The organism is Paralimibaculum aggregatum, assembly GCF_030270585.1.
GTDB classification, from domain to species: domain Bacteria; phylum Pseudomonadota; class Alphaproteobacteria; order Rhodobacterales; family Rhodobacteraceae; genus Thermohalobaculum; species Thermohalobaculum aggregatum.
In genome coordinates, this window is the sequence record NZ_BSYI01000014.1 from 1 (window position 1) to 12,126 (window position 12,126).

General features: G+C 74.3%; 12 protein-coding genes and 1 other RNA gene. 8 read left to right on the forward strand and 5 right to left on the reverse strand.

The annotated features are described in order from the left end of the window. Positions 1 to 62: 62 nt before the first annotated feature. Together QSJ97_RS10195 and QSJ97_RS10200 are read right to left on the reverse strand one after the other, a co-directional pair. Positions 63 to 284, reverse strand: coding sequence for a DUF1150 family protein (locus QSJ97_RS10195; RefSeq protein WP_285671647.1), 222 nt, complete (start codon positions 282 to 284; stop codon positions 63 to 65). A gap of 237 nt (positions 285 to 521) precedes the next feature. Then, complete coding sequence (locus QSJ97_RS10200) at positions 522 to 938, reverse strand: Hsp20 family protein (protein ID WP_285671648.1); 417 nt, start codon at positions 936 to 938, stop codon at positions 522 to 524. Positions 939 to 1,082: 144 nt separating this feature from the next. On the opposite strand from QSJ97_RS10200, the gene QSJ97_RS10205 reads away from it, so the two are divergent. Continuing rightward, positions 1,083 to 2,303 (forward strand): YbfB/YjiJ family MFS transporter, encoded by a 1,221-nt coding sequence (locus tag QSJ97_RS10205; protein WP_285671649.1) that lies wholly within the window; start codon positions 1,083 to 1,085, stop codon positions 2,301 to 2,303. 22 nt (positions 2,304 to 2,325) lie between these two features. Here QSJ97_RS10205 and QSJ97_RS10210 read toward each other — a convergent pair whose 3' ends face one another. Next, on the reverse strand, positions 2,326 to 4,122 hold the full coding sequence (locus tag QSJ97_RS10210; RefSeq protein ID WP_285671650.1) for a peptidoglycan-binding protein: 1,797 nt from the start codon (positions 4,120 to 4,122) through the stop codon (positions 2,326 to 2,328). Positions 4,123 to 4,293: 171 nt separating this feature from the next. Here QSJ97_RS10210 and ssrA point away from each other — a divergent pair. From ssrA to QSJ97_RS10230, 4 genes are all read left to right on the forward strand, one after another. Then, positions 4,294 to 4,640: a transfer-messenger RNA gene (gene ssrA / locus QSJ97_RS10215) on the forward strand. Positions 4,641 to 4,831: 191 nt separating this feature from the next. Beyond that, positions 4,832 to 5,557, forward strand: a complete 726-nt coding sequence (locus QSJ97_RS10220; RefSeq protein ID WP_285671651.1) for an OmpA family protein — start codon at positions 4,832 to 4,834, stop codon at positions 5,555 to 5,557. A gap of 471 nt (positions 5,558 to 6,028) precedes the next feature. Further along, entirely contained in the window at positions 6,029 to 7,018 is a 990-nt protein-coding gene (locus QSJ97_RS10225) for a TAXI family TRAP transporter solute-binding subunit (protein WP_285671652.1), read from the forward strand. Between the two features lie 230 nt (positions 7,019 to 7,248). Beyond that, positions 7,249 to 7,734: an SspB family protein gene (locus tag QSJ97_RS10230; protein WP_352231072.1), complete on the forward strand. Its 486-nt coding sequence runs from the start codon at positions 7,249 to 7,251 to the stop codon at positions 7,732 to 7,734. Between the two features lie 204 nt (positions 7,735 to 7,938). Here the strand turns inward: QSJ97_RS10230 and QSJ97_RS10235 are convergent, their stop codons facing one another. Then, positions 7,939 to 8,700 carry a TylF/MycF family methyltransferase gene (locus QSJ97_RS10235; RefSeq protein ID WP_285671654.1) on the reverse strand — a complete coding sequence of 254 codons (762 nt, stop codon included), beginning with the start codon at positions 8,698 to 8,700 and terminating at the stop codon, positions 7,939 to 7,941. Between the two features lie 159 nt (positions 8,701 to 8,859). Between QSJ97_RS10235 and fumC the strand changes: the two genes are divergently transcribed. From fumC to QSJ97_RS10250, 3 genes are read left to right on the forward strand one after another with little or no spacing between them, the layout of a single operon-like run. Beyond that, a complete protein-coding gene (gene fumC / locus QSJ97_RS10240) occupies positions 8,860 to 10,251 on the forward strand; it encodes a class II fumarate hydratase (protein WP_285671655.1) in 1,392 nt (463 codons plus the stop codon). Positions 10,252 to 10,258: 7 nt separating this feature from the next. Next, positions 10,259 to 10,780: a Pycsar system effector family protein gene (locus QSJ97_RS10245; RefSeq protein WP_285671656.1), complete on the forward strand. Its 522-nt coding sequence runs from the start codon at positions 10,259 to 10,261 to the stop codon at positions 10,778 to 10,780. Further along, positions 10,777 to 11,205 carry a hypothetical protein gene (locus tag QSJ97_RS10250; protein ID WP_285671657.1) on the forward strand — a complete coding sequence of 143 codons (429 nt, stop codon included), beginning with the start codon at positions 10,777 to 10,779 and terminating at the stop codon, positions 11,203 to 11,205. Before QSJ97_RS10245 ends, QSJ97_RS10250 begins: the two co-directional genes overlap by 4 nt. A 606-nt stretch (positions 11,206 to 11,811) precedes the next feature. Here the strand turns inward: QSJ97_RS10250 and QSJ97_RS10255 are convergent. Beyond that, positions 11,812 to 12,111, reverse strand: a complete 300-nt coding sequence (locus QSJ97_RS10255) for a hypothetical protein (RefSeq protein WP_285671658.1) — start codon at positions 12,109 to 12,111, stop codon at positions 11,812 to 11,814. Between the last annotated feature and the right edge of the window lie 15 nt (positions 12,112 to 12,126).

The window sequence follows — 12,126 nt, forward strand, 5'->3', positions numbered from 1 at the left end:
GGTGGCCGGTGTCGGCGGCCCGCGGCGGGGACGGGGCCAGGGGCCGGGGCCGGTGGCGCGGGTCAGTGCACGCTGATCGGCAGGAGGTCGTTGCGCCGGGCCAGGGCGAAGGCGTGGCGGCGGTCCGGCGCCAGGGCGAGCTGGTTCCCGCTCGCATCGTGGATCGCGTAGATCTTGCCCGCGGCCTTCTGCAGCTCCGGCGGCAGGCTGTCGCGATCGGCCTCGCGGACATAGACGATCGGGCGCAGGGCGGGCTTCCCGGCGGTCTCGTTCTGCTTGCTCATGGCTTCGGTCCTTTCCTGTGTTGGTGGGACGGCGCCGCTGCCGCCCCTCCGGGCGGTCCGGCCGGCCGGTCTGCGGCCCGGCCCGTTGCGGCGCCTCCTGGTGCCCCCGGATGCCCGGGGATCGGGCTGCCGGCGGTTTGCGCCCCGGCCCTGCCCGCCTGTTCAACGGGCGGCACCGGGAATTCCGACGGCATGCGGGTCTGGGGCGGCGCGGGCGCGATCATGGCGGACGGCGTCTCACCCCGGCGTGTCGATCGGGATGCGGGTCGGCCGCGCCTCGGCGGCGCGGCGCTCGAGATCCACATGCAGCAGCCCGATCTCGAAATGCGCGCCGGTCACCTCCATGCGCTCGGCCAGCACGAAGCTGCGCTGGAACGGCCGCAGCGCGATGCCGCGATGCAGGAACTCGCGCTCGCCGGCCTCGGCGCCGCGGCGGCCGCGCACCACCAGGCTGCCGCCCTCGACGGTCACCGAGAGATCCTCGGGCGCGAAGCCGGCGACGGCCAGCGTGATGCGGTAGCGGTCGGCGTCGATCTGCAGGATGTTGTAGGGTGGAAATCCCTCGGCGCTGCTGCGCTGCGCGCGTTCGACGAGTTCGTCGAGCCCCTCGAAGCCCAGCAGGAACGGGTTTGAGGCGAGCGAGATGCGTGACATGGTGCGGCCGTCCTCGATACAAGCGACTTCCCGGGACCGGGCCCGCATCCTGCAGCGCCCGGCCCCTCCCGAGATATGGGCCGGCGCCCCCTGCCCTGCAAGACGGCAGCGCCGGCCCCGGCGGCAGAGCGGCAGGAGAGACCGATGGACGAGCAACCCCGAACTGGCGGCGCGGCGGCGGCCCGGGCGGCGGCCCGGGAGGCGGCGGCAGCGGCGCCCGGCGCGCTGGCGGTGGCGCTCGGCGGGCTGCTGGCGCTGGCCGGCGCGATGGGGATCGGGCGCTTCCTGCTGACCCCGGCGCTGCCGATGATGACGGCGGGCGCCGGGCTCGGCGCGGCCGAGGCCGGGCTGATCGCGGCGGCGAACTATGCCGGCTACCTGCTCGGCGCGGTGGCGGCCGGGCTGCTGCCGCAGCGCCGCGCGGCGAAGAGCGTGCTGCTGGCCGCGCTGGCGGCGAGCGCGCTGACCTCTGCCGGCATGGCGCTGGCCACCGGGCCGCTCGGCTGGGCGGCGATGCGCTTTGCCGGCGGCGTGGCGAGCGCCGTGGTGCTGGTCAACCTCTCGGCGCTGGTGCTGGGCTGGCTGCGGGTGGCGGGCCGCTCCGGGCTCTCGGCGCTGTTCTTCGGCGGCGTCGGCGCGGGGATCGCGCTCTCGGCGCTGATCGCGGCGCCCTGGGTGGCCGGCCCGGCCGACTGGGCGGCGGTCTGGCTCGCCGGCGGGGCGCTGACCGCGGTGCTGCTGGCCGGCGCCGCGCTGCTGCTGCCGGCGGCGGCGGCGCCGACCGGCGGCACCGGCGCGGGCGGCGCCGAAGCGCGGGGCCTCTGGCGGCTGATCGCCGCCTATGGCTGCCTCGGCTTCGGCTACGTGATCCTCGCGACCTTCCTCGTGGCGATGCTGCGCGAGGGCGCCAGCGGGCGGCTGGCGGAGACGCTGATCTGGCTCGCGGTGGGGCTCGCGGCGGCGCCCTCGGTGGCGCTCTGGAGCCGGGTCGGCAGGCGCCGCGGGGTGCTCTGGGCGTTTCGCCTGGCGCTGCTGATCGAGGCCGCCGGGGTGGCGCTCGGCGCGCTGGCCTCGGGCACCGCGGCGCTCACCATCGCGGCGGTGGCGCTCGGCGGCACCTTCATGGGGGCGACGGCGCTGGGGCTGGTCGAGGCCGACCGGCGCGCCGGCGGCGACGGGCGCCGGGTGATGGGGCTGATGACCGCGAGCTTCGGCACCGGGCAGATGATCGCCCCGGCGCTGGCCGGCTGGGCGCGCGAGGCGACCGGCGGCTACATGTGGCCCGGCCTCGCCGCGGCGGCGGTGCTGCTGGCCGGGGCCTGGCTCGCCGCCGGGCTCGAGCGGCGCGACGCCGCCCGCCCCTGAGGCAGGCGGCGCCGGCGCCGCGCTACTTCGCGCGGTCGCGCTGGATCTGGCGCATCAGCTGGTCGATCACCTGGCCGGGGGTGATCTCCTGGGCGCGCTGGTTGCGGGTGATCTGCACCAGCAGCACCAGGTTGCGCCGGTCGAGATAGCCGGTGCTCGGCAGGTTGTGGTCGCGCTGGAACTCGGCGATCGCGGCGCGGCTGCGCTGGTCGAACACGCCGTCCGGGTTGCCGGGCTCGTAGCCGAGCCGGCCGAGGCGGATCTCCACCGAGCGGCGGTCGTCGCGGTTCAGCCCGAGCTTGGCCTCGATCTTCTCGAAGCGGCGCTGCTCGGCGACGTCGCGCTCGCGCTCCTCGATGCGGGCGAGGCGGCGCTCGGCCTTGGCGGCATAGAGCCCCCGCGGGAAGCGCGCGAGATAGGCGCGGTAGGCCTCGGCGGTGTTGCGCTTGGCCATCTGCTCCCAGAAGCGCCGGTCCTGCTCGCGGCCGCGATCGACGCTGTCGCGGATCATCTCGTCGAGCCGGGCCTCGGCCTGCTCGGCGAAGATCCCCTCCGGGTAGCGCTCGAGATAGGCCCGCAGCGCCGGGATCGTGCCGCTGGCGCCGGTCTGCTCCCAGTAGCGCCGCTCGGCCTCCTCGGCGGCGTGGCGGCGGGCCTCCTCGGCGCGGCGGGCCTCCTCCTCGCGGCGCGCGGCGGCGGCGAGGATCGCCTGCGGCTGCGGCGCCGCCAGGTAGCCGGTCGCCGGGTAGCCGCTGGCGCGCTGCCAGTCGCGGATCGCGGCGCGGCTGGCCGGGCCGAAGATGCCGTCGACGCCGCGCGGGTCGTGGCCGAGCGCGCCGAGCGCGCGCTGCAGCTGCCGGCGGGTCTTGCGGTCGAGCCCGAGCGCCTCCTCGGCGAGCTCCTCCGGGGCGCGGGCGTCGCGCTCGATCTGGCGCAGCCGGTTGCGCGCGATGGCGACGAACTCGCCCTCCGGGTAGCGCGCCAGATAGGCCTCGTAGTCCTCCGCCGCGCCGGAGCGCTCCGCCGCCTGCCAGAAGGCCAGCTCGATCTCGCGGGCGAGCTCGGCGCCGGCCCCGACGCCGGGCGCCTCGACGATGGCGAAATCCGGCGCCGCCGCGCCGGTCTGCCAGAGCGTGCCGCCGACCGTGCCGGCGACCTCCCCGGCCGGGGCGTCGGGCTCGAGGAAGCGGTCGATCACCAGCCGGGCGAAGCGGCTGTCGCGGCCGTCGGCGCGGCGGATCGCCCGGCCCGGCGGCGCCGCCGAGACCACCAGCACGCCCTCCGGCGCGGCGATCTCGGCCAGCCCCGGCTCGGCGAAGTCGCGCGGCACGAAGCCGGCGAGCTGGGCGGCATCGACGAAGACCACCGCGCCCTCCTCGGCCAGCGCGGCGAGGCGCAGCACCAGCTCCAGCGGCACGGTCTCGAGCAGCACCGAGGCGAGGCTCGGATTGCGCGCGTCCACCGGCGCGAGATAGCTGCGCCCGCCGCTGCGGATCGCGTGGCCGGAATAGAACACCACCGCCTTGCGGGCATCCTCGAGCCCGGTGGTGAAGCGCTCCAGCGCGCCGCGCATGTCGCGGCGGTCGAGGTCGAGGCCGAGGATCACCTCGTAGCCCGAGTCGCGCAGCGCCGCGGCGACCGATTCGGCGTCGCGCCGGGCGCTCACCGCCTCCGGGGCGTGCTGGTAGGCGCGGTTGCCGATCACCAGCGCGATGCGTTCCGCGGCGGCGGCGGGCTGGGCGGCGAGCGGCCCGAGCAGCCCCGAGAGGGCGAGCAGGCCGGCTCCGAGGGCGGCACGGATGCGGTTGGATCGGGTCATGCGTCTTCTCCCTGCGGGCCTTTGCGGCATCTTTCGGCGGTCGGACATCCTGTCGGGCATCACACGGGGCAGCCCGCCGCCTCCTTCGCTGCGGGACGGTAACAAAGATTTGCGGCATTGGCTGCACGCGTGAGGCTTTTTGCCGGGGCCGATGCCGCGGCGCGCCGGAAGGGGCTTCAATCCGCCCCCTGCCCGCGCTATATCTGAAGGCGTCCCTCCGGGGACTATGGTGATAAACGCGCTCGTAATAAACGGATCGGACCCGGGGGCGGTACCCGGCGGCTCCACCAAATCCTCAGCGGGACAAGGGGCCGAAACAGGATCGACGGACGTCTAAAGGGGTTAGCTTTCACTCGGTGAGGTACCACCGTTATCGGTCCGCAAAGTACAGTTGCCAATGACAACCGTGCTCCGGTGGCTCTCGCTGCGTAATGCAGCGCTGGTTACCGATACTTAAGTCCTAAGGCTTAGCCGCTTTGGGCGGGGTTCGCAGGCACCTGGCAACAGAAGCCTGCACTTCCCTCCATCGCGACTCCCATCATCGCGGCCGGCCTGCCGCGCCAGGGCGCCCGTTGCGCGCCCCGGCCGCCGGCCATGCCTTACGCAACGTGATCTTTACTTGCCCGCCGATCTTCCCATCTGTCCCGCCACACCCGGTGTGACACCTGTTGCACCGACGCAACTGGACCGAGACGAGAGGAGATCAGCGATGAAATCCGCCCCGATCATGTCCGCCACCCTGGCGCTGGCGCTCGCCGCCTGCGCCAGCGTCGATACCGAAACCCCGATCGCCAAGGCCGATGCCGCGATCGCCGATGCCCAGCGCTCCGGCGCCGCGCGGCTGGCCACCGCGCAGCTCGACAGCGCCCATGCCCAGCTCGCCGAGGCGCGGCTGCTGGCCGAGGACGGCGACGACGAGGAGGCGCGCCTGCTGGCCGAGCGCGCCCGCGCCGATGCCAACGAGGCGCTGGCGATCTCGCGATCCGTGCAGGCCGACAGCTCGCAGTCCGAGGCCGCGGCGCTGGCCGCCGCCAATGCGGCGCTGAGCGCGCGGCTCGAGGCGCTCGAGGCCGAGGTGACCGACCGCGGCACCGTGGTGACCCTCGGCGACGTGCTGTTCGAGACCGACGAGGCCGCGCTGACCCCGGCCGGGCTGACCCGCGTGCAGCGCATCGCCGCCTATCTGCGCGCCCATCCGGGCGAGGCGGTGGTGATCGAGGGCCATGCCGATGCCCGCGGCCCGGCGCGCTACAACCAGGGCCTGTCGGAGCGCCGCGCCGCCGCGGTGGCCGATGCGCTGCTGGCCCAGGGCGTCGACACCCCGCGAATCGTCTATTCCGGCCTCGGCGAGAGCTCGCCGATCGCCTCCAACGCCTCGGCGACCGGGCGCCAGCTCAACCGCCGCGTCGAGGTGATCTTCGTCGAGCGGGGCTGAGCCGCGCGGCCCTGTCCGGCCCGACCCGGCCCGACCCGGCGCGGCCCATCCCGGGAGGCGGCGCGCTCGCACCGCGCCGCCCGGAGGTTCGCGCCGAACCTCGCCCTCCGGAACTTTCCCGCGGCGGCGGCACCAAGGTTCGCGGCCAAAAGGTTCCCGCGAACCGCCGCGCCGCACCGGTTTCCGTGCCGAACGGAGGTTCGCGCGAACCCGCCCGGCGAACCTCCGGCCCGGCGCCTCGCCGCGGCGCGGGGCGCCCCCGGCCCGGCACTTCGCCGCGGCGCGGGGCGCCCCCGGCGCGCGGGTCCGGGCCGCAGCCTGGCGCGGGCCGCCCGCCCCTCCCTGCGGCAACGACGGCCGGCCGGCCCAGCCGCGTTGAAGCGGCGATCCCGGATCGCTATCCTCGCGCGATAGTGAAGGCGCCCGCCGAGGCGCCTCGAGGGGATAGCAGACAACCTGAAAGGACGCCGCATGACCCGTCACCTCACATTCCCCGCCCTGGGGCTCGCGCTCGGCCTGCTGGCCATGCCCGCAGCCGCGACCGACATCGTGATCTACACCGGCGGCGCCCCGACCGGCGAAGGCTCGACCTATCACAACGGCATGGGGCAGGGCCTCAAGGAGGTGCTCGAAGAGCTGTCCGAGCCCTATGGCTACACCGTGCGGCGGGTGCCCTCGGGCGGCGCCGTGGCCAATGCCAATGCCTGCGCCGAGGAGACCGACAACATCTGCTTCGGCATCGGCCAGGGCGGGCTCACCTATGACGCGGTCGAGGCCGGCCGCACGATGATCCTGCGCAACGACCTGCCCGGCGAATGCGCCATGGCCTACACCAACGAGCCGCGGCTGCCGAACTGGGCCTCGGTGATGGAGAACGCCAAGCGCGTGACCTTCGTGGTCGCCGAGGGCTCGGGCTCGGAGGCCTTCGTGAAGAAGATCTTCGAGGCGGAGCCGGCGCTGCAGGGCATGACCCCGAAATTCGCCTATGTCTCGGGCATGGAGGCGCAGATCGCCAAGGTCAAGGACACCCGCGGCGCGGTCGGCGTGTTCTACGCCTATCCGAACCCGACCGAGGGCACGATCAACGAGGCCTCGGACGAGGAGCTCACCATCATGGGCATCCTCTCGCCGGCGGTGGCGCGCACCGACAGCGCCTACTACCTCAACCGCAAGGCGCCCTACGAGCTGACCTGGCTCGGCCTCGGCAAGACCAAGACGGTGCGGGCGATGTGCTCCAAGGCGCTGCTCTTCGCCGGCGACCCGGCGCGGCTCTCCGACGAATGGGCCCGCGGCGACTTCGAGGAGATGCTGGCCAAGCTGAAGCAGCTTCCGGCCTCGGCCTTCGTGCCCGATGGCGGCCCGCTCTCCGACCTGATGCAGACCGTCGAGGAACTCTCCGAGGAATACGGCGTCAACGAGATGGTCACGGATCTCGAGGAGCAGGTGAAGGAGACCTTCTGAGCCGCGCGGCGCGGCCGGCCCGGCGGGGGCATCCCCCGCCGGCGCCCCGCGCGGCGGCGCCGCCGGCCGGTGCCTCTGCGCAACGCCCCGGCACAATGCGCGCCGGCCCCGACCCGAGGCCCTTGGCCGAGACAAGCCGCCCCTTTCCATGCGTCGCGAATCGGCTATGGTCGCGCGAGAAAGGACAGGTGGCGATGGCGAACCGCGACGGCCTAAACTACGGACGGCTCATGCAGAAAGCGCTTCGCGGTCTCATGGCCGAGGTGCTCGGTCACGTGGCCGAGCACGGGCTGCCGGGCGAGCATCATTTCTACATCGGCATCGACACCACCCATCCCGGCGTCGACATGCCGGACTGGCTGCGCGCGCGCTATCCGGGCGAGATGACCATCGTGCTGCAGGACTGGTTCGCCGATCTCGCGGTGCTGGGCGACCGCTTCCAGGTGACGCTCAACTTCTCCAACCAGCCGCAGACGCTGGTGGTGCCCTTCGCGGCGGTGCAGACCTTCATCGACCCCTCCGTGAAGTTCGGCCTCAAGTTCGACGAGGACGAGGAGGGCGAGAGCGGCGATTTCGTGCCCGCCGCCGAGCCGCCCCGCGGCACCGGCGACGCGGACGGCGAGCCCGCCGGCAGCGATGACGGCGATGACGGCGGCGACGACGGCGGCGGCAGCTCGGCCGACATCGTCCGGCTCGACCGCTTCCGCAAGACCTGAGCGCGACGCCCCGGCCAGGCTCTCCCCTCCCGACGCATCCGCGGTGCCCCGGCCGAGGTCTCCCCAGGCACTTCCCCGGGTTGCAGCCTTCCCGGGCGGCCCCGCTGCCGCCATCCCTCGCGACCGTGACCCTTGCCGCCGCCGCTCCGTGCTGCCGGCCGGCGCGGCGGTCCGCTCAGCGGTCCGCTGGCCCCGGCTCCGCGCTCAGGCCTTGCGCCACCAGACGCCGGTCCAGTCGATCTCGGTGAACTCGACGGTCTCGCCGCGCTCCCCGAGGAAGTCGCGCACCGCTTCGGCGCAGGCCGGCACCGCGCCGAAATCGTCGACGATCACCGCGCCGCCGGGGCTCACCCGGTCATAGAGCGCGGCGAGGGCATCCCAGGTCGATTCGTACATGTCGCCGTCGAGGCGCAGCAGCGCCAGCCGCCCGATCGGCGCCCCCGGCAGGGTGTCGCGGAACCAGCCCTCGAGGAACCGCACCTGGGCGTCGAGCAGCCCGTAGCGGCGGAAGTTCTCCTCGACCTCGGCGCGGGAGATCGCCAGCGCCGCGTTCCTGTGATGCCTGTCGCCCCTGTCGCGCGGATATTTCTCGGCATCGGGCGGCGGCAGGCCCTGGAAGCTGTCGGCCACCCAGACGGTGCGGTCGGTCAGCCCGTGCGCGGCGAGGATGGCGCGCAGATAGATGCAGGCGCCGCCACGCCAGACCCCGGTCTCGATGAAGTCGCCCGGCACGCCCTCGGCGATCACCGTCTCGGCGAGCTGGCGCAGGTTGCGCATCCGCGCGGTGCCGATCATCGAATGCGCGCTGGACGGCAGGTCGCGGCCGATGGCGCGCCGGTCCTCGGCGAAGCTCAGCGTCTTCCAGCGCTTGGTCTGCTGCGGCGGGTCGCGATAGATCAGCCCGGTGATCGCGGTCTCGATCAGGTCGAGATAGAGCTTGCGCAGGCGGGCGGCCTCGTCGGACATCGGATCTCCCCTCTCCAGCCGGGGGCGGGCCCGGCGCCCCCCTCTTGCCGCCGCGGTAGCGCCGGCGCAAGACCTCCGGCCGCAGCGCGGCGTGCTGGCCCATTGGAAGGCCCCGCCGGCTCCGCTATGACGAGGCGACAGCTTGAGAGGAGATCGCCCATGAGCGCCACCCGCACCGAGACCGACAGCTTCGGCCCCCTCGAGGTTCCCGCCGACCGCTACTGGGGCGCGCAGACCCAGCGCTCGATCGGCAACTTCCCGATCGGCTGGGAGAAGCAGCCCGTCGCCCTGGTGCGCGCCCTCGGCGTCATCAAGCAGGCCGCGGCCGAGGCCAACATGGCGCTCGGCAATCTCGAGCCCGAGCTCGGCCGCGCCATCGTGCAGGCCGCCTCGGAGGTCGCCACCGGCAAGCTCGACGACCATTTCCCGCTGGTGGTCTGGCAGACCGGCTCGGGCACCCAGTCGAACATGAACGCCAACGAGGTGATCTCGAACCGCGCCATCGAGATCCTCGGCGGCGAGATGGGCTCGAAGAGCCCGGTGCATCCCAACGACCACTGCAACCGCTCGCAGAGCTCGAACGACACCTTCCCCACCGCGATGCACATCGCCGCGGCGATGACCGCGCAGACCGTGCTGATCCCCGGGCTGCAGAAGCTGCACGCCGCGCTCGACGCCAAGGCGAAGGCCTTCGAGGGCATCATCAAGATCGGCCGCACCCACACCCAGGACGCGACGCCGCTGACCCTCGGCCAGGAGTTCGGCGGCTATGCCCACCAGGTGGCGCAGGGCATCATGCGGGTCGACCGGGCGCTGGCCGAGATCTACCAGCTCGCCCAGGGCGGCACCGCGGTCGGCACCGGGCTCAATGCCAAGCCCGGCTTCGCCGAGAAGGTCGCCGAGGAGATCGCCAGGATCACCGGCCTGCCCTTCGAGACCGCGCCGAACAAGTTCGAGGCGCTGGCCGCGCATGACGCGGTGGTCGAGATGTCCGGCGCCTGCCGCACCGTGGCGGCGAGCCTGTTCAAGATCGCCAACGACATCCGCTTCCTCGGCTCCGGCCCGCGCTGCGGCCTCGGCGAGCTCTCGCTGCCGGAGAACGAGCCGGGCTCCTCGATCATGCCGGGCAAGGTGAACCCGACCCAGTGCGAGGCGCTGACCCAGGTCTGCGCCCATGTGATGGGCAACGACGCGGCGATCGGCTTCGCCGGCAGCCAGGGGCATTTCGAGCTCAACGTCTACAAGCCGATGATGATCTACAACCTGCTGCAGTCGATGCAGCTGCTCGGCGACGCCGCGGTGGCCTTCACCGACAACTGCGTGAGCGGCATCGTCGCCAACGAGGAGCGGATCGCCCGGCTGCTGAACGAGAGCCTGATGCTGGTGACCGCGCTGGCCCCGGAGATCGGCTACGACAACGCGACCAAGGTGGCCAAGACCGCGCACCGGAACGGCACCACGCTGAAGGAGGAGGCGATCCGCCTCGGCTTCGTCGACGAGGCGACCTTCGAGCGGGTGGTGCGCCCCGAGCTGATGATCGGCCCGCGGTGACGGGCCGGTGAGCGCGGACCCCGCCGCCGGCGCGCCCGCGGATGCGGAGGCCGGCGCGCGGATGCTCGCCAGGGCGGCGCTCGACGAGGCGCTGATCGCCGTCCGGGCCTATGACACCAAGGCCCAGATCGTCGGCGTCGGCTACATCTTCGCGCTCGGCGTGGTCGAGCGGATCGCCGACGCGCTCGAGCCCGGCTTCGCGATCAGCGTCGGCTTCGTCGTCGCGGCCTGGGCGACGCTGGTGCTGCCGGCGGTGATGTTCGGCTATGTGCTCTACCCCACGCGCAAGACGGTGCAGGGGCCGTCCGGGCGCGGCCTGCTCTATCTCCGCGCCGGCGCCTTCGCCGAGCCGGCGGCCTATGTCGCCGCCGCGCGGGAGGCCGACCCGCTGCGCGAGATCGCCGCCGAGCTGTTCAGCGTCTCGCAGCTGCGCGAGATCAAGCGCCGGCGCTTCCTGCGCGCGCTGTTCGCCGCCGGCGCGGCGCTGATGCTGCTGCTCGCCGCCCATATCCTGCAGGCGCTGCTGTGAGGGCAGCCGCGGCGCTGCTGGTGCTGGCGCTCGCCGCGGGCAATTGCGGCGGCACGCCGGAGCGGGCCTCGGCGCTGCTGCCGCCGGCCCGGGCGGCGGAGCTCCGGGCCGCGGCGGAGGCCCGGCTCGACGGGCCCTGGGGCGAGGCGGCGCTCGCGCATTTCCTCTCGCTCGACCCGGCGGACCGGGCGGCGGTCGCGGCGACCGCGCGGCGCGGCCACGGCGCCATTGGGTTCGCCGGCACCGGCCCGGCCGCGCGCGAGGCGGCGGCCTTCGCCGGGCTGCTGGTCGAGGCCGGCTGGCTCGCCCCGGCCACCGCGATCGGCGCGGACGGCGCGGCCCGGCCGGTCTGGCTGCTCACCGCGGAGGGCGATGTCGCGATGCCGGGGCTGCTGCGCCGGGCCGGGATCGACCGCGCGCACTGAGGCGGGACGCTCGGGCCGGGCGATGCCCCGGGCCGCGCGCGCGGCCGGCGCCATCGCCAGGCGGCCGGCCCCGGGCGGTCGGCACCAGGCCGGCCGGCCTGACTGCTCACCGCGAGGAGCGATCTCGCAATGCCGGGGCAGCCGCGCCGGGCCGGAATCGACCGCGCGCGCTGAGTCGGGAGGCTCGGGCCGGGCAAATATCCCGGGCCGGGCGCGCGGCCGCCACCATCGCGAGGCGGTCGGCGCCGGGCCGGCCGGTCTGGCTGCTCACCGCGAAAGGCGATGTCGCGATGCCGGGGCTGCTGCGCCGGGCCGGGATCGACCGCGCGCACTGAGGCAGGAGGCTCGGGCCGGGCGATGCCCCGGGCCGCGCGCGCCGCCGGCGCAATCGCCAGGCGGCCGGCCCCGGCGGTCGGCACCAGGCCGGCCGGCCTGACTGCTCACCGCGAGGGGCGGTGCCGCGATGCCGTGGCTGCCGCGCCGGGCCGGGATCGACCGCGCGCGCCGAGGCGGGTCGCTCGGACCTGGTGGTGCCCCGGGCCGCGCGCGCAGCCGGCGCCATCGCCGGACGGCCATCGCAGGGCGGCCGGCGCCGGGCGGGCCGGCCTAGCTGCGCCGGCGCCGGCGGCCCCTGGCGCGGCCGATCACCGCGGCGGCGAAGACCACCAGCGCCGCGGCGACGAAACCGGCGGTGAGCGTGCGGAGCCAGGACCAGCCGGCGAACAGCGGATCGAGCGCCCAGGTGACGTCGAAGACGGCCAGCGCGGCGACCGCGAGGGCGACGAAGCCGAGCATGCCGAGGCTGGTCTCCGGCAGGTCCGCCCGCGGCTGGCCGAGCCAGCGGCGGGTGATCGCGAAGAGCGCCGCCGACGCGGCGAGGGCAGGCAGTCCGACAGGCAGAACCATGATGCATCTCCGGCG